The 18,464-nt window shown below is 72.2% G+C and carries 18 protein-coding genes; 5 read left to right on the top strand and 13 right to left on the bottom strand.

Annotated features, from left to right (window positions below; translation table 11 throughout):
• Positions 1–13 precede the first annotated feature (13 nt).
• A complete protein-coding gene (gene rlmC, locus ACDF64_RS06555) occupies positions 14–1,183 on the bottom strand; it encodes a 23S rRNA (uracil(747)-C(5))-methyltransferase RlmC (protein ID WP_394554226.1) in 1,170 nt (389 codons plus the stop codon).
• Between the two features lie 69 nt (positions 1,184–1,252).
• Here rlmC and ACDF64_RS06560 point away from each other — a divergent pair, with 69 nt between their 5' ends.
• The 3 genes from ACDF64_RS06560 to ACDF64_RS06570 all read left to right on the top strand — a co-directional run bounded on the left by ACDF64_RS06560 (position 1,253) and on the right by ACDF64_RS06570 (position 3,638).
• Positions 1,253–1,810 (top strand): DUF402 domain-containing protein, encoded by a 558-nt coding sequence (locus tag ACDF64_RS06560; protein ID WP_394554227.1) that lies wholly within the window; start codon positions 1,253–1,255, stop codon positions 1,808–1,810.
• 126 nt (positions 1,811–1,936) lie between these two features.
• Complete coding sequence (locus ACDF64_RS06565) at positions 1,937–2,326, top strand: YciI family protein (RefSeq protein ID WP_394554229.1); 390 nt, start codon at positions 1,937–1,939, stop codon at positions 2,324–2,326.
• Between the two features lie 331 nt (positions 2,327–2,657).
• The gene (locus ACDF64_RS06570) at positions 2,658–3,638 is read left to right on the top strand and encodes a DUF6596 domain-containing protein (protein WP_394554230.1); all 981 of its coding nucleotides are present in this window, start codon (positions 2,658–2,660) and stop codon (positions 3,636–3,638) included.
• Between the two features lie 290 nt (positions 3,639–3,928).
• Here the strand turns inward: ACDF64_RS06570 and ACDF64_RS06575 are convergent, their stop codons facing one another.
• From ACDF64_RS06575 to ACDF64_RS06605, 7 genes are read right to left on the bottom strand one after another with little or no spacing between them, the layout of a single operon-like run.
• Complete coding sequence (locus ACDF64_RS06575; protein ID WP_394554231.1) at positions 3,929–4,657, bottom strand: response regulator transcription factor; 729 nt, start codon at positions 4,655–4,657, stop codon at positions 3,929–3,931.
• Entirely contained in the window at positions 4,654–7,164 is a 2,511-nt protein-coding gene (locus ACDF64_RS06580) for an ATP-binding protein (protein WP_394554233.1), read from the bottom strand. Before ACDF64_RS06580 ends, ACDF64_RS06575 begins: the two co-directional genes overlap by 4 nt.
• A 25-nt stretch (positions 7,165–7,189) precedes the next feature.
• A complete protein-coding gene (gene kdpC / locus ACDF64_RS06585; RefSeq protein WP_394554236.1) occupies positions 7,190–7,804 on the bottom strand; it encodes a potassium-transporting ATPase subunit KdpC in 615 nt (204 codons plus the stop codon).
• A gap of 43 nt (positions 7,805–7,847) precedes the next feature.
• Positions 7,848–10,037: a potassium-transporting ATPase subunit KdpB gene (gene kdpB, locus ACDF64_RS06590; RefSeq protein WP_394554238.1), complete on the bottom strand. Its 2,190-nt coding sequence runs from the start codon at positions 10,035–10,037 to the stop codon at positions 7,848–7,850.
• 3 nt (positions 10,038–10,040) lie between these two features.
• Complete coding sequence (gene kdpA / locus ACDF64_RS06595; RefSeq protein WP_394554239.1) at positions 10,041–11,714, bottom strand: potassium-transporting ATPase subunit KdpA; 1,674 nt, start codon at positions 11,712–11,714, stop codon at positions 10,041–10,043.
• Positions 11,714–11,803: a potassium-transporting ATPase subunit F gene (locus ACDF64_RS06600; protein ID WP_394554241.1), complete on the bottom strand. Its 90-nt coding sequence runs from the start codon at positions 11,801–11,803 to the stop codon at positions 11,714–11,716. The genes kdpA and ACDF64_RS06600 overlap by 1 nt, the downstream gene beginning before the upstream one ends.
• Positions 11,800–11,940: a hypothetical protein gene (locus tag ACDF64_RS06605; RefSeq protein ID WP_394554242.1), complete on the bottom strand. Its 141-nt coding sequence runs from the start codon at positions 11,938–11,940 to the stop codon at positions 11,800–11,802. Before ACDF64_RS06605 ends, ACDF64_RS06600 begins: the two co-directional genes overlap by 4 nt.
• A 336-nt stretch (positions 11,941–12,276) precedes the next feature.
• Between ACDF64_RS06605 and ACDF64_RS06610 the strand changes: the two genes are divergently transcribed.
• The gene (locus tag ACDF64_RS06610) at positions 12,277–12,672 is read left to right on the top strand and encodes a hypothetical protein (protein WP_394554243.1); all 396 of its coding nucleotides are present in this window, start codon (positions 12,277–12,279) and stop codon (positions 12,670–12,672) included.
• Between the two features lie 25 nt (positions 12,673–12,697).
• Here the strand turns inward: ACDF64_RS06610 and ACDF64_RS06615 are convergent, their stop codons facing one another.
• From ACDF64_RS06615 to ACDF64_RS06635, 5 genes are all read right to left on the bottom strand, one after another.
• Entirely contained in the window at positions 12,698–13,171 is a 474-nt protein-coding gene (locus ACDF64_RS06615) for a GbsR/MarR family transcriptional regulator (protein ID WP_394554245.1), read from the bottom strand.
• A gap of 27 nt (positions 13,172–13,198) precedes the next feature.
• The gene (locus ACDF64_RS06620; RefSeq protein ID WP_394554246.1) at positions 13,199–14,821 is read right to left on the bottom strand and encodes an ABC transporter permease; all 1,623 of its coding nucleotides are present in this window, start codon (positions 14,819–14,821) and stop codon (positions 13,199–13,201) included.
• Positions 14,818–15,750: an ATP-binding cassette domain-containing protein gene (locus ACDF64_RS06625; RefSeq protein ID WP_394554248.1), complete on the bottom strand. Its 933-nt coding sequence runs from the start codon at positions 15,748–15,750 to the stop codon at positions 14,818–14,820. Before ACDF64_RS06625 ends, ACDF64_RS06620 begins: the two co-directional genes overlap by 4 nt.
• 90 nt (positions 15,751–15,840) lie before the next feature.
• Complete coding sequence (locus ACDF64_RS06630) at positions 15,841–16,509, bottom strand: potassium channel family protein (protein ID WP_394554249.1); 669 nt, start codon at positions 16,507–16,509, stop codon at positions 15,841–15,843.
• Entirely contained in the window at positions 16,502–17,887 is a 1,386-nt protein-coding gene (locus tag ACDF64_RS06635) for a TrkH family potassium uptake protein (protein ID WP_394555063.1), read from the bottom strand. Before ACDF64_RS06635 ends, ACDF64_RS06630 begins: the two co-directional genes overlap by 8 nt.
• 134 nt (positions 17,888–18,021) lie before the next feature.
• Here ACDF64_RS06635 and ACDF64_RS06640 point away from each other — a divergent pair, with 134 nt between their 5' ends.
• Positions 18,022–18,462 carry an ArsR/SmtB family transcription factor gene (locus ACDF64_RS06640; RefSeq protein ID WP_394554250.1) on the top strand — a complete coding sequence of 147 codons (441 nt, stop codon included), beginning with the start codon at positions 18,022–18,024 and terminating at the stop codon, positions 18,460–18,462.
• The last annotated feature ends 2 nt before the right edge of the window (positions 18,463–18,464 follow it).

Below are 18,464 nucleotides of genomic sequence, written 5' to 3' on the forward strand. Positions count from 1 at the left end.
GGGCGCCGCGCGGTCAGCGGGCGAGGAGGGCCATGACCTCGAAGTGCGTCGTCTGCGGGAACATGTCGAACACGCGCGCCTGCACGGGCCGCAGCGACGGCATCGCCGCCAGGTCGCGTGCGAGCGAGGCCGCGTTGCAGCTCGAGTAGAGCACGTGCGACACGTCGGATGCCTCGAGCCAGCGTGCGAGCTCGGGCCCGATGCCGCGGCGCGGCGGGTTGACGACGACGAGGTCCGGCACGTCGGCGGGCGCCGCCCCGAGCGCGAACGCGGTCGCGTCGCCGGCGGCGAACCGCACGCGCGCGAGCGCGGCATCCGATCGGCTGAGCTCCGCCGAGGCCACGGCCTCGACGCTCGTCTCGATGCCGGTCACGATGGGGCCGGGGACGCCCCGGTCCGGGGCATCCTCGCCCGAGGCATCCGTCGGCGTCGCGAGGTGGAGCGCGAAGCCGCCGACGCCCGAGTACAGGTCCCACGCGCGATCGGGTGCGAGCTCGCGGATCCAGTCGCGGGCCTCGGCGTAGAGCGCCTCGGCGATCGCCGTGTTGGTCTGGAAGAAGCTCTGCGGGCGCAGGTGCATGGTCACGTCGTTGAGGCGCATCGGGAGCGTCTGGTGCTCGGTGAGCACGAGCTCCTGCTCGCCCTCGAGCACCGCCTTGTGCTCGGGCAGGATGTTCGCGGTCACGACCCTGGCCTGCGGGAGCTCGGCGAGCAGCGTCGGCAGGTGCTTGCGCAGGCGGCCGACCGGCTCGGTCGAGCGCAGCACGAACCGGACCATGAGCTCGCCGTCGGGCGACTCGGTCACGATGAGGTGCTTGAGCTCGCCCGTGCGTCGCGCGACGTCGTACGGCGCGATGCGCGCGAGCGAGATGAACCGTGCGAGCACCGGGAAGGCGGCGCGGTGGCCGGGCGAGCAGATGCCGCACGCCTCGAGGTCGACCCCGTACCCGTCGGCGTCGAGGATGCCGATGGTCGGCGCGTCCACGGTGCCGCCGACGACCATCTTCGCCTTGTTGCGGTAGTCGCGCTCGCCGCTCGCGACCGGCGGGAGCCAGCGGCCGACGCCGAACGGCGCGAGGAGCGCCTCGGCGTGCCGCTGCTTGCCCGCGAGCTGGGTCGCGTACGGCTCGCCCATGAGCGAGCACGACCGGCACACGCCGGCGTCGAAGTACGCGCAGTCCACGAGACAAGGGTAGGCGGCGTTCTCTGCGCGAGCGGCGGACCCCTCCGGACCCGGGCGTAGGATCGCCCCATGCCCACGTCCCCCGACGGGCGCCCGAGCGTGCCCGGCACCCTCGTCCGCGTCCGCTACACCAAGTGGGACGGCACGCCGCACTGGACGTACGACGGCGTCTGGCTCGGTCGCGACGGGTTCGGCGAGTGGGTCGGATACCCGTCGGGAACCCGCTACGAACGGCCGGGCCGCATGTTCGAGGCCGGGTGGACCTCGGTCGGGCTCTTCCCCGACGCCGGCTGGACTCCGGGCTTCAACTTCGACGGGTACCACACGCCGATCTACGTCGACCTGTCGTCGCGGCCCGAGTGGCGCGCCGACGACGACGGCGGATACACCGTCTCGATGCACGACCTCGACCTCGACGTGGTGCTCCGCGATGGGCGGCCGGCGTACATCGACGACGAGGACGAGTTCGCCGAGCACCGCGTGACGCTCGGGTACCCCGACGAGGTCGCCGGGCAGGTCGAGGCGGATGCCGCGGACGTGCTCGCGGCCGTGCTCGCCTCGGTCGCGCCATTCGACGGGTCGACCGCCGAGCACTGGCGCGCCCGGCTGGCGGCGCTCGGCGACTGAGGCTTCGGCGAGGGAGCGTCGTCGACGCGTTTCGCGCGGGATGTCGATTTCGAGCGTCCGATCTCGTCACCATGGTGTGACGAAGGTCGTCACGGGCCCGACGAGGGCGACGACGAAGGAGACGCCATGACCGACCAGTACCTGTACCTCATCCACGAGCCCGACTGGGACTCGGACGCGTTCCTCGCCGGGGGCGGCGGCGTGCCGGGCGGCGACCCCGAGAACAACTTCCCCGCCCACAAGGCGTTCCAGGAGGCCGTCGTCGAGCTCGGCGCGCGCATCGTCGGCGGCGTCGCGCTGCAGAACGCGCGACACGGCGGGCGGGTCACGCCCGGCGCGGGCGACCGAGCCCTCGACGACGCGGTCTACTCGGACGGGCCGTACCCCGACACGACCGAGGTGGTATCGGGCTACTACGTCGTCGAGACCGACGACGAGGCGCTCGCCCGGCGGATCGCGGCGCTCGTCCCCACGGGCGGGCACATCGAGTGGCGCAAGGTGTTCCCGATCTCGTGAGCGAGTCGGTCGCCGGCCTCGGCGAGGACTTCGTCGACGCCTGGCCGCGGATCGTGCGCGCACTCGCCGCCTGGACGGGCAGCGTCGACGACGCGCAGGAGTACGCGGCCGAGGCCGTCGCGCGGGCCGTCGCCCGGGCCGACGACGGCCCGCCGCTCGGCTCGCTCGCCGCGTGGTGCATCGCGGTCGGCAAGCGCGCCTGGGTCGACGACCGGCGGCGCGCGGCCACCGAGCAGCGGCACGCGCAGCGGATGGCGGCGGAGCTCGCGACGGCGGAGCTCGCGATCGCGAGCGACGAGGATGCCCGGGCGGGGCATCCTCGGTCGACGGCGTGCCGATCGGCGGCGGCCTCGACGACCGGCTCGCGCTGCTGTTCGTCGCCTGCGACCCGGCGCTCACCGAGCAGGCGCGGCTCGTGCTCGCGCTCCGGCTCGTGTGCGGGCTCGACGTGCCGCGCATCGCGGCGCACCTCGGCATCCAGCCGACCGCCGCGGCCGCCCGCCTCACGCGCGCGAAGCGCGCGCTCGCCGAGGCGCGTGGGCGGTTCCACGTGCCCGAGGCGCCCGAGCGGCGGGTGCGGCTGCCCGTCGTGCTCGCGAGCGTCGCCGGCATGTTCACGGTCGCGCACCGCGACGTGCTCGACCCGCAGACCCCGTTCGACGACCTCGGCCGGCAGGCGCTGTCGATCGCCGACGCGCTCGTGGCCGAGTACCCCGACGACCCCGAGGTCCGCGGGCTCCGCGCGGTGATCCGGCTCGGCCTCGCGCGTCGGCCCGGTCGGCTCGACGCGGACGGCACTGCGGTGCCGCTCGACGAGGTCGACCGGCGTCGGTGGGACCGTCGGCTCATCGAGGCCGGCCTCGACGACGCGGCGGCGGCCGCCGCGCACGGCGACGGACGATTCGTGCTCGAGGCGGCCATCGCCGGGTTGCACAGCTCGGCGCCGAGCTTCGCCGCGACGGACTGGGATCGCGTCGTCGACTTCTACCGGGCGCTCGAACGCGTTTGGGGCGCCCCATCGGTCACGGTCGCCCGGCTCGCCGCCGAACTGCATCGCGCCCTGCTCGCACCGCCGTCGGGGGAGCGCACCACCCGGCTCCGGCACGTCGAGCGGGAGCTCCGCGCGCTCGCCGAGGGCTCGGCGCCGTACGCCGCGATCGACGCTCGGCTCGCGCTCGCCGACCTCGCCTGGCGAACGGGGCGTCGGGCCGAGGCATCCGCGCAGTATGCCGAGCTCGCCGCGCTGGTGCCCACCGAGCCGGTGCGCCGGTTCTGCCTGGCGCGGGCCGGCGCGACCCCGGTGGTCGAGTAGGCCGCGACGGGGGACGGCGGTGCCGGTGGTCGAGTAGGCCGCGACGGGGGACGGCGGTGCCGGTGGTCGAGGAGGCCGCGGCGGGGGACGGCGGTGCCGGTGGTCGAGTTGGCCGCGACGCAGGAGCCGCCGTATCGAGACCTGCGCGCGCTGGTCTCGATACGCGTCCTCGCTACGCTCGGGCGCTACTCGACCACCGGGGGCTCGGGCGCACCTCGACCACCGGGGGGCTCGGGCGCACCTCGACCACCGGGGGCTCGGGCGCACCTCGGTCACCGGGGGCTCGGGCACTACTCGGCCACCGGGGGGCTCGGCCGCACCTCGACCGCCGGGGCGCTGCCGCCAGGCTCGAAGCGATAGCCGAGGCCGGGCTCGTTCAGGAAGAATCGCGGCGCAGCGGGCACCGGCTCGAGCTTGCGGCGCAGTTGCCCGACGTACAGCCGCAGGTAGCCGGCGTCGTTGCGGTGGTACGGGCCCCACACGTCCGACAACAGCATCTGGCGCGTCAGCAGCTTGCCCGGGTTCCGCAGGAACAGCTCGAGCAGCCGCCACTCGGTCGGTGTGAGCTTCACCGCGACGCCGCCGCCCTCGCGGCGGATCGTCTTCGCGGCGAGGTCGACCACGAGGTCGCCGACGCGGGTCGACGCGGCGTCCTCCTCTCCCTGCGGTCGACGAGAGCGGGCGCGAATGCGCGCGAGCAGCTCGTCCATGGCGAACGGCTTGGTCACATAGTCATCGGCGCCGGCGTCGAGCGCCTCGACCTTCTCGGCCGAGTCGGTGCGGCCCGAGAGCACGAGGATCGGGACGTCGCTCCAGGCCCGCACCGCGCGGATCACGTCCATCCCGTCGACCCGCGGCATCCCCAGGTCGAGCAGCACGAGGTCGGGGTGCGAACTCACCGCGAGGTCGATCGCCTCGGCGCCGTCGTGGGCCTGCACGACGTCGTAGCCCCGTGCGGCGAGCGTGATCCGCAGCGCCCGCTGCAGCTGGACGTCGTCGTCGGCGAGCAGGATCTTCACAGGTCGGCCTCCTCCGGCAGGTCGCTGGGAACGGCGGATGCCTCGGGAAGCGTCACGACCACGGTGAGCCCGCCGCCCGGGGTGTCTTCCACGTCGATCGTGCCCCCCATGCCCTCGACGAATCCCTTCGACAGCGCCAGACCCAGCCCGAGGCCGGTCTCGTTGTCGGTGTCGCCGAGCCGCTGGAACGGCGTGAACAGGTCGTCGCGCCGCTCCGACGGGACCCCGGGGCCGCGGTCGACCACCCGCAGCTCGGCCCGCCCGCGGAATGCGCTCGTCGCGAGCCGCACACGCTCGCCCGACGGCGAATGCCGCACGGCGTTCGCCAGCAGGTTCACCACCGCGCGCTGCAGCAGCCCGGGGTCGGCCGCGACCGCCGGGACGTCGTCGGCGAAGGCGAGTTCCACGTCACCGGGGCCGAGGCCGAGCTCGTCGAGCGCCGGGAGCACCACGTCGGCGAGGTCGGTCGGCACCGGACGCGCGGCGAGCACCCCGGCCTGCACCCGACTCACGTCGAGCAGGTTCGTGACCAGGGCGGCGAGCGCGTCGAGGCTCTCCGCGGCGGTGTCGAGCAACTCGGCGCGCTCGGCGGGCGGGAGGGTCAGGTCGGGAGCGCGGAGCGCGCTGATCGCGGCCGATGCGGAGGTGAGCGGCCGACGCAGGTCGTGGCCGACCGCCGCGAGCAGCGCCGAGCGCACCCGGTCGGCCTCGGCGAGCACGTCGGCCGCACGTGCGGCGGTCGCGAGCGCGCCGTGCTCGATCGCCGCGTCGAGTTGGGCGGCGATCACGTGGAGCAGTCGCCGCTCCGAGGCATCCAGGTCCGGCCCGTGCAGTTCGAGCGTGCCGCGCCGACCCACCGGCACCATGGTCGCCCGGTCGTCGGGCAACGGCTCGCCGTCGGCGACTCGCGGCTCACCGTCCACGAGGAGGCGGACGCCGGTCAGCCCGAACGCCTCTCGCGTCCGCGTGACCATGGCCTGCAGCGCATCGTCGCCGCGGAGCACCGAGCCGGCGACGCCGGCGAGGAGCTGCGACTCGGCGGCCGAGCGCTCGGCGGCCCGAGTGCGTCGGGCGGCCTGGTCGACGACGTAGCTGACGAGCATGGCGCTCACCACGTAGAGGACGAGCGCCAGAAGGTTGCGGGGCTCCGCGATGGTGAGTGTGCCGGTCGGATCGACGAACAGGAGGTTCAGCGTGAGCCCCGACAGGACGGCGGTGAACAGCGCGGGCCAGATGCCGCCGACGAGCGCGACGACGATGACGAGCAGCTGGTAGGCGAGCACCTCGCTCGTGAGCGACGTGTCGACATGCCAACCGAGGAGGATCCAGCTGAGCACCGGGCCGACGACGAGCGAGATCGCGAAGCCTGCGAGCTGCCGCCGCACCGACAGCGCCCCGCCCAGCGGGGGCAGCGAGAAGGCGCCCCCCGCCGCGGCGTGCGTGACGATGTGCACGTCGATGTCGCCCGACTCGCGGATCACGGTGGCGCCGATGCCGGGACGGGTGAACGCCGCCGAGAGCCGTGACCGGCGGCTCACCCCGATCACGAGCTGGGTGGCATCCGACGCCTTCGCGAACTCGACGAGGGCTCGCGGCACGTCCTCTCCGACGACCTGGTGGAACGTGCCGCCGAGCTGCTCCACGAGCGTGCGCTGCGAGGACAGGGCGCCCGGATGCCTCGCTCGCAGCCCGTCCGGGTTCGTGACATGCACGGCGAGCAGCTCGCCGCCCGAGGACCGTGCGGCGATGCGGGCGCCGCGGCGAAGCAGGGTCTCGCCCTCCGGGCCGCCGGTGAGGGCGACGACGACGCGCTCGCGCGCCTCCCACTTGCCGGTGATCCCGTGCTGGGCCCGGTACGCCTTGAGGGCCTGCTCGACCTCGTCGGCCAGCCACAGCAGCGCGAGCTCGCGGAGCGCGGTGAGGTTGCCGAGGCGGAAGAAGTTCGACAGGGAGGCGTCGATCCGCTCCGCCGGGTAGATCAGGCCGCCCGCGAGCCGATCGCGCAGCGCCTGCGGTGCGAGATCGACGAGTTCGACCTGGTCGGCGGCGCGGAGCACCGAGTCGGGAATCGTCTCGCGCTGCGGAGCCCCGGTGATCTCGAGCACCACGTCGGCCAGGGACTCGATGTGCTGCGCGTTCACGGTCGAGATCACGTCGATGCCGGCATCGAGCAGGTCCCGGACGTCCTGCCAGCGTTTCGCGTGCTGCGAGCCCGGTGCGTTCGTGTGGGCGAGCTCGTCGACGAGGGCGATCTCGGGGCCCCGGGCGAGGACGGCAGCCGTGTCCATCTCCTCGAGCGCGAGGCCGCGGTGCTCCTCGTGCCGCCGTGGGACGACCTCGAGTCCGTCGACCATCGCCGCCGTCGCGGCGCGCCCGTGGGTCTCGACGAGGGCGACGACGACCTCGCGACCCTCGGCCGCGAGCCGCCGCCCCTCCTCGAGCATGGTGTAGGTCTTGCCGACGCCGGGGGCGGCGCCGAGGAGGACCCGGAGTCGCCCCCTGCTCATGACGGTCAGTCTTCCATCTCGCCGGCTACTCGCCGGCGAGCGTCGCGAGCGCGAGGTTGAGTTCGAGCACGTCGACGGTCTCCCCGCCCAGGTACCCGAGGTCCGGCTGCCGGACGTGGGACTCGACCAGTTCGCGCACGTCAGCCTCGGCGAGTCCCCGGGCTGCGGCGACACGGCGCACCTGCAGCAACGCGTACTCCGGGCTGATGTGCGGGTCGAGTCCCGACCCGGAGGCCGTCACGGCGTCGGCGGGGACATCCGCCTCGTCGACGCCGTTCGCCTCGGCGACCGCGCGTTCGCGTTCGGTGATCGCCGCGATCAGGTCGGCGTTCTCGGGGCCGAGGTTGCTGCCGCTCGAGGCGCCCGCGTCGTAGCCGTCGCCCGCGGCCGACGGTCGCGACTGGAACCACTCGGGCCGGGGGGCGCCGTCGGCGTCGGCGAAGGACTGGCCGATGAGGGAGGAGCCGACGACCGCGCCCGCTGAATTCCGGATGACCGATCCGTTCGCCTGGGCGGGGAGGGCGAGCTGGCCGATCGCAGTCACGACGAGGGTGTACGCGACGCCGAGGACCAGCGTGAAGATGAGCATGGCGCGCACGGCGACCGCGTGGGTTCGCGCGGCCTGCCTGGTGGAGGACATTTGCTGGGGTTCCTTTCGAGAATCGCCGAGGCGAGCGGCCGGATCAGAAGCCGGGGATCAGTCGGACGACCAGATCGATCAGCCAGATGCCGATGAACGGGGCGATGACGCCGCCGAGGCCGTAGACGAGGAGGTTGCGCGACAGGGTCTTCGACGCGTCGCGCGCCGTGACCTTCACGCCCCGGAGGGCGAGCGGGATCAGGATCACGATGATGACCGCGTTGAAGACGATCGCCGACAGCACGGCCGACGCGGGCGAGTGCAGGTGCATGACGTTCAGCACGGCCAGGCCCGGGAAGACGCCCGCGAACATCGCCGGGATGATCGCGAAGTACTTCGCGACGTCGTTGGCGATGGAGAACGTGGTGAGCGCGCCGCGCGTGATGAGCAGCTGCTTGCCGATGCGCACGATGTCGATGAGCTTCGTCGGGTCGGAGTCGAGGTCGACCATGTTGCCGGCCTCCTTGGCCGCCGACGTGCCCGTGTTCATCGCGACGCCGACATCCGCCTGCGCGAGCGCCGGGGCGTCGTTCGTGCCGTCGCCGGTCATCGCGACCAGGTTCCCGCCCTCCTGCTCGCGCCGGATCAGCGCGAGCTTGTCCTCCGGCGTGGCCTCGGCGAGGTAGTCGTCGACGCCCGCCTCCCTCGCGATCGCCGCCGCGGTGAGGGGATTGTCGCCGGTGATCATCACGGTGCGGATGCCCATGGCCCGGAGCTCGGCGAAGCGTTCGGTGAGGCCGGCCTTCACGATGTCCTTGAGGTGCACGACCCCGAGCACGCGGGCGGCGCCGTCCGCGTCGCGGAGCGCGACGACCAGCGGGGTCCCGCCGCTCCTCGAGATCGCGTCGACGCGCTCCCGCAGTTCGTCGTGGATGCTCGACGGGAGCGGGACCGACTCCTCCACCCAGGCGATCACCGCGGATCCGGCGCCCTTGCGGACCACCGAGCCGTCGGCGAGGTCGACGCCCGACATGCGGGTCTGGGCCGTGAACGGCACGACCTCTCCGGCGGGTGCCCGCTCGCCGTCGCGGTCGAACCGGACGCCGCGCTCGGCGGCCAGGTCGACGATCGAGCTGCCCTCGGGGGTGGGGTCCGCCAGCGAGGCCAGTGCCGCGGCGCGGACGAACTGCTGCGCGTCCACGCCGGAGAACGGGATGAACTCGCTCGCGCGTCGGTTGCCGTGCGTGATCGTGCCGGTCTTGTCGAGCAGGAGCGTCGTCACGTCGCCGGCGGCCTCGACCGCGCGGCCCGACATCGCGAGCACGTTCTGCTGCACCAGGCGATCCATGCCGGCGATGCCGATCGCCGACAGGAGCGCGCCGATGGTGGTCGGGATGAGGCAGACGAGCAGTGCGATGAGCACCGGCACGCTCGCGGGCTCGGCAGCGTACGACGCGATGGGGTTGAGCGTGAGGACGACGACCACGAAGACGATCGACAACGACGCGAGCAGGATGTTGAGTGCGATCTCATTGGGGGTGCGCTGGCGCGAGGCGCCCTCGACGAGCGCGATCATGCGGTCGACGAAGGTCTCGCCCGGCTTCGACGTGATGCGGACCACGATCCGGTCGCTCAGCACGCGAGTGCCGCCGGTGACGGCGCTCCGGTCTCCACCGGACTCGCGCACGACCGGGGCCGATTCGCCCGTGATGGCGGACTCGTCGACCGACGCGATGCCGTGGACGATGTCGCCGTCGCCGGGGATCGGCTGGCCGGCGGTTACGACGACCACGTCACCGAGCCGCAGGTCGCCGCTCGGGACCTCGCCGAGACTCGCATGCTCGGCGCCCGGGTCGGTCGAGGCGTCGTACCGCTGCACGACGTGCGCGACCGTCGTCGTGCGGGTCTTGCGGAGGGTATCGGCCTGCGCCTTGCCGCGACCCTCGGCGACAGCCTCGGCGAGGTTCGCGAAGACCACGGTGAGCCAGAGCCAGGCGGCGATGGCCCAGGTGAAGCTCGAGGGCACCTCGGAGCCGCCCGAGGCGGTCGGACCGCCGAGGAACGGCTCCGCGATCGCGATCGCGGTCGTCAGCGTCGCGCCCGCCTCGACGATGAACATCACCGGGTTGCGCCACATGTCGCGGGGGTTCAGCTTGCGCAGCGCGGTCGGCAGTGCCGCGACGAGCTGCCGCGGGCCGAACGGCGTCCGGGGGTTCGGATGCCGGTGCGGGCGGTGCTCCTCGGCGGGTGCGCCGGCAGCGGGGGTGGGTGCGTGTGTGGACGACGTCGACATGGATCAGCTCAGCCCTTCCGCCAGGGGACCCAGCGTGAGAACGGGGAAATAGGTGAGTGCGGTGACGATCACCGTGACGCCGACGAGGAGGCCGACGAACTGGGGACGGTGGGTGGGGAGCGTGCCGGCGGTCGTCGGCGCCTTGTCCTGCGCCGCGAGGCTGCCGGCGAGGGCGAGCACGAGCACGATCGGGATGAACCGGCCGAACAGCATCGCGACGCCGAGCGCCGTGTTGAACCACGGCGTGTTCGCCGTCAGGCCCGCGAACGCGGAGCCGTTGTTGTTCGACGCCGAGGTGAAGGCGTAGAGCACCTCGGACATGCCGTGCACTCCCGGGTTCCAGATCGACGTGGACTCGACGTCCGCGCGGACGACCGGGATGGCGAAGCTCAGGGCGGTCCCGGCGAGCACGAGCATCGGTGTGACGAGGATGGAGAGGCTCGCGAGCTTGATCTCGCGTGGGCCGATCTTCTTGCCGAGGTACTCGGGCGTCCGGCCGACCAGGAGCCCGGCGATGAACACCGCGATGACCGCGAGCACGAGCATGCCGTACAGGCCCGAGCCGACGCCGCCCGGCGCGACCTCGCCGAGCATCATGTTGAGCATCGGCAGCATGCCGCCGAGCGCGGTGTAGGAGTCGAACATGCCGTTCACCGCGCCCGTCGAGGTCAGGGTCGACGTGGAGCCGAACAGGGCCGTGCCGAAGATGCCGAAGCGCAGTTCCTTGCCCTCCATGGCGGCCCCCGCGAGCTGGGGCGCCGTCCCGTTGCCGGCCGCCTCGAGCCAGCTCACCGCGACGAGCGACAGGACGAACAACGACGCCATGACCGCGAGGATCGCGGTGCCCTGCCTGTTCGAGCCGACCATGCGACCGAACGTGCGGGGGAGGGCGAATGGGATCGCGAGCATGAGGACGTTCTGGAAGAGGCTCGTCCAGGCTGCCGGGTTCTCGAACGGGTGGGCGGAGTTCGCGTTGAAGAAGCCGCCGCCGTTCGTGCCGAGCTCCTTGATCGCCTCCTGCGAGGCGACCGGGCCGCCCGGAAGGTGCTGCGTGTCGCCGGCGAGGGTCGTCACCTCGGTGAACCCGTTGAAGTTCTGGATGACCCCGCCCACGATCAGCACGATCGCGCTCAGGAACGCGAGGGGGAGCAGCAGCCGGAACGACCCTCGGAAGAGGTCGACCCAGAAGTTGCCGATCGTGCCCGAGCGGCGCCGGGCGAACCCGCGGACGAGTGCGATGGCGACGGCGATGCCGACTGCGGCGGAGACGAAGTTCTGCACCGCGAGCCCCGCGAGCTGCACGGTGTAGCCCAGCGTGAGCTCGGGCGAGTACGACTGCCAATTCGTGTTCGTGACGAACGACACGGCGGTGTTGAACGAGAGGCCCTCGGGCACCGCCGGCAGCCCGAGCGAGTACGGCAGCCACTGCTGGGTGCGCTGGAGCACGTAGACGAAGAGGACCCCGACGAGGCTGAACGCGAGCACGCCCCGGAGGTACGCGGGCCACGACTGCTCGGTACGCGGGTCGATGCCGACGATCCGGTACAGCCCGCGCTCGATCCGCCAGTCCCTGCGCGACGTGTAGACGTGCGCCATGTAGTCGCCGAGCGGCCGGTACATCAGCGCGACGAGCAGGGCGAGGGTCGACGCCTGGAAGACGGCGAAGAGCGCGGCCATCAGAACCGCTCCGGATCGATCAGGGCGACCACGAGGTACGCGACGGCGGCGACGCCCAGCACGGCGGCGAGAAGCTCGAAGACGATCATCCCCGCTCCTCCCCATGCATCGCTTCGCGGGTCGTGCGGCCTCCGGCGGGTGGGCCCAGCCGCTCGACCCCCTTCGCGATGCGGCCGACGACGACGAACACCGCGATCGCGGCGCCGATGTAGAGGAGATCGAGCACGAGGACGCTCCAAGGACGGGGTTCCGCGGCCACGGACGCGGCAGGCGGGCAGCAGTTCCGTGCTGCGTGCTCGATGCAACACCGGGAAGGATGCCCTGTGGCCGGTCCTCACGGTTCCCTAACGGGTGCCGTGCGGATCCCGACGGGGTGCTGACGGCGGGGCCGGTGGTCGAGTAGGCGGCGACGGAGGAGCAGCCGTATCGAGACCTGCGCTCGCTGGTCTCGATACGCGTCCTCGCTGCGCTCGGGCGCTACTCGACCACCGGGGGTGCTCGACCACCGGCGGCCCCGGCGGCGTGCCCGCGCCCGGTTCCGATCGCCCGCTACGCTCGCAACGTGGATGGCCTGGAGGTCGCGAATCTCGCGCTGGAGATCATCGGGTGGGTCGGCGTCGCCGGCGGCATCGTCGCGCTCGCGGTCGCACTCGTCGTGCACGCGGCCGACAACGGCTGGGCCGAGACGTCGGTCGTCGTCGTCGACGACGACGAGCGCGGGGCCGTCGTCCGCTGGCTCGACTCGGAGGGCATGCACGAACACGAGCTGAGCGAGCACGAGCACGGGGCGCTCGGCGACCCCGACGAGGCCGTGGCGTGGACGAACACCGGCGGCAGGATCCGCTTCGAGCGACGCAGCCACGCGCTGCGCGTGTGGTGGATGATCGCGCTCCTGCTGCTCGGGATCGGCGTCGTCTCGCTCGTCGTGTCGCTCGTGATCAGCCTCACGGCGAGCTGACCGGCGTCGCCGACCGGCCGCCCGGTCACCCCGCCGGGGCCTCCCGGAGCGCCTCCCACTCGCGCAGGAGCTCCGGCATCCGGCTGTCGACGAACCGGTAGAACCGGGCCATCTCGCGCGCCCGACGGGCGCCGGGGTGCGCGTCGTCGCCGATCGCGTCGGCGGCGCGCTCGCCGAGGTCGGCGATGACGCCGTACACGGGGCTCTTCGACACGAGCGCCGAGTACCAGGCGTCGTCGAGGAACTCCCAGCGGTCCCGGCGGCTCCCCGCCTGCGGGACCCGATGCAGGATGCCGATCTGCTCGAGGTAGCGGACCGCGCCGGAGATCGCCGCGGCGCTCACCCCGAGCCGGTCGCCGAGCTCGCTCGCGGTGAGCCCGCCGTCCTCGACGAGCAGTGCCATCAGGACGCGTGCGGGCATGCGTGGGAATCCGGCCGCCGTGAGGACCGCGGCCGACTGGTCGACCGCGGCCCGCAGGCCCTGCTCGTCGCGAGGCATCCGATCAGTCTCCCATCGACTCGCGGCTCACCCGCCCGACGCGAGCTCGCGGCGGCGCATCGACCACACCGCGAGCGCGCCGGCCGCGAGGGCGATGACGAGCATCCAGATCCCGCCGGTCCAGTCCGTGTCCCCGCCGGCCGGGACCGGCGTGTGGGCGAACGGAGACAGCTTGACGAGCCAGTCCGGGAACTGCAGGATCGGCCCCCAGACGCCGAGGATCGCGGCGACCCCGACCACGGTCCAGCCGACGGCGATCGTCGCGCGCGGCGCGTAGGCGAACACGAGCAGCGTGATGCCGAGGAACAGGAGGCAGGCCGGCAGTTGGGCCAGCGCGGCCTGCAGCACGTTCGGGATGAGCGACTCCGGATCGGCCGCATTGCCGGCGCCGGCGATCCCCGCGAGTGCGGAGGCCGCGAGCACGACGACGATCACGATGGTGCCGACGATCCAGTACTCGAGCAGCCAGCGGATCTTCGGCACGGGCGTGCCGAGCACGAGTTCGGCGGTGCCGTGGGCCTCCTCCTGGCGGGCGCGGATGCCCACCTGGACGGCGCAGCAGGCGGCGAGGATCCCGACGATCAGGTAGAAGACCGCCACGAACGCCTCCTCGATGGATGCCTCGCTGCCGATCGCGCGACGCAGGGTCTCGAGGACCTGCGGCGCGTCCGTCGCGGCCTGGTTCACCACCGACGAGAGCGAGGTCGCGAGCAGGCCCGTGGCGATGCCGCCGGCGGTCCACGACAGCAGGATCGACGTGTTCAACCGCCAGGCCAGCCCGAAGGAGCTCGACAGCACCGGTCCGGCGGTGGCGCGGCCTGCCCGGCCGGCGATCAGGCTCGCGCCCTGGTCGCGGACCGCCTGCAGGGCGAACACCACGCCGATGAGCGCGGCGGCGAACGCCAGCGGGATGAGCAGCGGCGTCAGGTCGTTCTCGACGAAGGCACCGGTGAACTGTCCGTAGCCCATCGGCGACAGCCAGCTCGGCCACGCGGGCGTGACGTGCAGGAGGTCCGCCGACGGCGTCCCGGCCGCGTCGCCGATGCCGCGCAGCAGGTACGCCGCGAGCACGAACGCGACCGAGAGGCTGTTCGCCGCCCGCGAGGTCCGGAACAACTGCGCGGCGAACAGGCCGAAGGCGAGGAACGCGATGCCGCACACCGTGAGCGCGGCGCCCCACACGAGACATCCGGACGCGTCCAGGCCGCTCGCCATGAGCGCGAGCGCGATGAGCAGGCCGAATGCGACGTTCGCGAGCACGCCGTGGATGACGGTCGCGGTCATCGGCAGGTTGCGTCCGGCCGGGGTCGCGGCGACGCCCTCGGCGCGGCCCTCCTCCTCTTCCTTCCGGGTGTGGCGCACCGCGAGGAAGGTGCTCATCAGCCCGCCCATGACGGCCAGGAAGGCGAACAGCAGGAAGAACGCGAATGCCCCGTCGTCCACGCCGTTCGGCGTGCCTCGGAACACGAGGATGGTCCGCGTCGCGATCGCGACGCCGAGGATCTCCTTGCGGTCCTGCACGTCGCCGTAGGTGGTGAAGACGGCGGACATCGACGAGTAGGCGAGCACCGCGGTGCCGATGATCCAGAAGGCCAGCTGCAGGCGGTCGCGACGCAGACGCTGCCGGAGCAGCACGAGGAGGGTGGTCACGCCCGCGCCTCCTCCTGGACGGGGGCGACCTCGTCGCCGTAGTGGCGGAGGAACAGGTCCTCGAGCGACGGCGGCGCGACCGTGAGGCCCTGCACGCTGAGCCGGCCGAGGTCGGGCAGGAAGTCGGACACGCGGTCGCTGTCGACCGTGAACCGCACGCGCCCCTCGTCGATCACGAGGTCGTGGATGTCGGGGAGCGCCGTGACCAGGGCCTCCTTGGCCGGGTCGTGCACGAACGCGATCTCGGTCCGGGTGAGGTGCCGGAGCTGGGCGAGCGTGCCGCTCTCGACGGTCTTGCCGGCGCGGATGATCGTCACCCGGTCGCACAGGGCCTCGACCTCGGAGAGGATGTGGCTCGACAGCAGCACCGTTGCGCCATCGCGCGCGACGCGGTCGATCTCGTGGTTGAACACCTGCTCCATGAGCGGGTCGAGGCCGCTCGTCGGCTCATCGAGCACGTACAGCTCGGCGGGCGTCGCGAAGGCGGCGACGAGCGCGACCTTCTGCCGGTTGCCCTTCGAGTATGCGCGGCCCTTCTTGCGCGGGTCGAGCTGGAAGGCCTCGAGCAGGCGCTGCTTGCGCTCGCGGTACGCGGCCTTGTCGGCCATGCCGCCGCGCAGGCGCGTGAGCAGGTCGATCGCCTCGCCGCCGGTGAAGTTCGGCCAGATCGCGACGTCGCCGGGCACGTACGCGACGCGCGTGTGCAGGTCGGCCGCGTCGGTCCACGGGTCGCGTCCGAAGAGCGTGGCCTCGCCGCCGGAGGCGCGCGCGAGTCCGAGCAGGATGCGGATGGTGGTGGACTTCCCGGCGCCGTTGGGGCCGAGGAATCCGTGCACCTCGCCGGCGGCGACCTCGAGGTCGAGTCCGTCGAGAGCCGTGGTGCGCCCGAACCGCTTCACGAGGCCGCGGGTGCTGATGACTGCGTTCATGGAGCTGACGATACGCCCGATTCACAATGTTGTGAATACTGTGAAGCCGAAGTTCGTGGCGGTGCCCCAGCGCCGGCCGCGAGGCATCCGCTACTCGAGCGCTGCGAACTTCTCGATGTCGCCCTCGCGACCCGACACGATGATGAGGTCGTGGTTCGAGACGACCGTCTGCTCGGTCGCGTACGTGAACGGCTTGCCCGGGCTCTTCACCCCGACGACGGTGATGTTGTACCTCGATCGCACGCCCGACTCGGTCAGGTTCTTCCCCCGGATCGGCTTCGGCGGGTACATCTTCACGAGCGCGAAGTCGTCGTCGAACTCGATGAAGTCGAGCATCCGCCCGCTCACCAGGTGCGCCGTGCGCTCGCCCGCCTCGCGCTCGGGGTAGATCACGTGGTTCGCGCCGATGCGCTCGAGGATCTTGCCGTGCGAGGCCGAGATCGCCTTCGACCAGATCTGCGGGATCCTGAGGTCGACGAGGTTCGCGGTGATCAGCACGGATGCCTCGACCGACGACCCCACCGCGCACACCGCGATCGAGAAGTCCTGCGCCCCGATCTGGCGCAGCGCGTCGATCGACTTCGCGTCGGCGACGACCGCGTGCGTCACGCGCTCGCTCCACTTCTGCACGAGCGTCTCGTCGGTGTCGACCGCGAGGACCTCGCGGCCGAGCCGGTCGAGCTGGCCCGCGGTCGCGGCCCCGAACCGGCCGAGCCCGATGACGAGCACTGGGGCGTCATGCTTGATGCGGTCAACCAACGATGGGCCTCTCTTCCGGTCGTTTGAACAGCTGTCGCCGCTGGCTCGCGGCGAGGGCCGCGGCGAGCGTCACGGTGCCCACGCGGCCGAAGAACATGGTGAACGCCATCACGTACACGCCCGCGGGCGGCAGGTCGGCGGTCAGTCCGGTCGACAGCCCGCAGGTCGCGAACGCCGAGATCACGTCGAACAGGACGAAGTCGAACGGCTCCTTCGAGATCTGCAGGATCGCGATCGACGACGCGGCGACGATCGTCGAACCCCACAGGACCACCGCCACCGAGAGCCGGAGCATGTCGCGCGGGATGCGCCGCCCGAACGCCTCCATCGACGGAGCGCCGCGCGCCTCCGCGAAGGCGGCGAGGAACAGCACCGCGAGCGTGGTGACCTTGATGCCGCCCGCGGTCGACGCCGAGCCGCCGCCGACGAACATGAGCATGTCGGTCACCAGCTGGCTGGAGCCGTACAGGTCGTGCATGTTGATCGTCGAGAAGCCGCCCGAACGCGCCATCACCGACATGAACATCGACTGGAAGACCGTCTGCCCGGCGTCCATCGTGCCGTACGTCTTCGGGTTCGCGTACTCGAGCAGGAGGTACATCGCGGCGCCCGCGACGAAGAGGATCGTGGTGGTCGTGAGCGTCAGCTTCACGTGCAGGCTCCACTTCCGCGGATTCCGCCAGCCGCGGGAGAGCGCGAAGATCACGGGGAAGCCGAGGCTGCCGAGGAACACGCCGATCATGAGCCACGACTGCAGCCAGTAGTCGTGCAGGAACGGGTCGAGCCCGCCCGGGTTCGGGTTGAATCCGGTGTTCGTGAACGCCATCGCCGAGTAGTACATGGCGTACCAGATCGAGTGGAACAGGTCGTAGCCGACCGCGAGCATGCTCGGCACCATCGCGACCGCCACGACGCCCTCGATCACGAGGGCGCTCACGGCGACCGTGACGAGCAGCCCGCCCACCTCGCCGAGGCGCACCGCCTGCCGCTCGGCGACCGGGCCGACGTGGATCCGCGACGGGTTCGTGTCGCTCGCCGCCATGAGCTTCGCCCGCAGGCCGAGGCGCCGCGAGATGATCAGGCCGAGCGTCGTCGCGAGGGTGAGCACGCCGACGCCGCCGATGTTCACGCCGATGAAGACGAGCGCGTTCCCGAACGGCGACCAGTAGCTCGCCATGTCGACCGTCGCGAGGCCGGTGACGCAGATGACCGACACCGCGGTGAAGAAGGCGTCGTGCAGCGGCGCGCTGCTGCCGGCCCCGGCACGCGCGATCGGCAACGAGAACAGCAGCGTGAACAGCAGCACCAGGCCCGCGAACACGACCAGCGCGAACCTCGACGGCGAGGTGCGGATGAACCGGTCGGCGCCGTCGCGGATGGCCCCGAGCCAGCCGACCCGCTTCTCGAGGCGGGTCGCCGTGGACCTCGTGCGCCTCACGCCCGCCTCCAACCATCCGCCTTCGGAACGCGTGAGTCATGGTACTCCCCGGCCTCACTGGCTAGCCTTGGCACATGGCGGACATCTTCGACGTGGTGGCGGACCCGACGCGGCGCGACATCCTCGCCGTCCTCCTCGATCGCGAGTCCGCCCAGCCGCTGTCGCACGGGGAGATCAGCGTCTCCGAGATCGTGAACGCGCTCGGCACGAGCCAGCCCACGGTCTCCAAGCACCTGAAGGTGCTCCGCGAGGCGGGGCTCGTCTCGGTCCGCGAGGAGGGGCAGCACCGGTACTACCGGCTCGACCGCACGCCGCTCGAACTGCTCGAGGACTGGCTCATGCCGTTCTTCGCCGGCGACGCCGCCGCCGAGGCCGCCGAGCTCGCGAGCGCGGGGCTCCGCGAGGCGGCCCTGCGGGATGAGCAGCGCGCGTTCGCCTCGGCGATCGGCAAGGCCTTCGCCGAGACCGCCCACCAGGTCACGGCCGTCGTCGCACCGAAGCTCCGCAAGGGCTGACC

Origin of the sequence: Agromyces sp. MMS24-JH15, assembly GCF_043518605.1 — a bacterium.
Lineage (GTDB): Bacteria > Actinomycetota > Actinomycetes > Actinomycetales > Microbacteriaceae > Agromyces.

Coding starts and splice junctions, on each gene's coding strand:
- ACDF64_RS06625 (WP_394554248.1), bottom strand. CDS start 15,750: ATGAACGCAGTCATCAGCACCCGCGGCCTCGTGAAGCGGTTCGGGCGC.
- ACDF64_RS06640 (WP_394554250.1), top strand. CDS start 18,022: ATGGCGGACATCTTCGACGTGGTGGCGGACCCGACGCGGCGCGACATC.
- ACDF64_RS06560 (WP_394554227.1), top strand. CDS start 1,253: ATGCCCACGTCCCCCGACGGGCGCCCGAGCGTGCCCGGCACCCTCGTC.
- kdpA (WP_394554239.1), bottom strand. CDS start 11,714: ATGGCCGCGCTCTTCGCCGTCTTCCAGGCGTCGACCCTCGCCCTGCTC.
- ACDF64_RS06580 (WP_394554233.1), bottom strand. CDS start 7,164: ATGAGCAGGGGGCGACTCCGGGTCCTCCTCGGCGCCGCCCCCGGCGTC.
- ACDF64_RS06565 (WP_394554229.1), top strand. CDS start 1,937: ATGACCGACCAGTACCTGTACCTCATCCACGAGCCCGACTGGGACTCG.
- kdpC (WP_394554236.1), bottom strand. CDS start 7,804: ATGTCCTCCACCAGGCAGGCCGCGCGAACCCACGCGGTCGCCGTGCGC.
- kdpB (WP_394554238.1), bottom strand. CDS start 10,037: ATGTCGACGTCGTCCACACACGCACCCACCCCCGCTGCCGGCGCACCC.
- ACDF64_RS06600 (WP_394554241.1), bottom strand. CDS start 11,803: ATGATCGTCTTCGAGCTTCTCGCCGCCGTGCTGGGCGTCGCCGCCGTC.
- ACDF64_RS06615 (WP_394554245.1), bottom strand. CDS start 13,171: ATGCCTCGCGACGAGCAGGGCCTGCGGGCCGCGGTCGACCAGTCGGCC.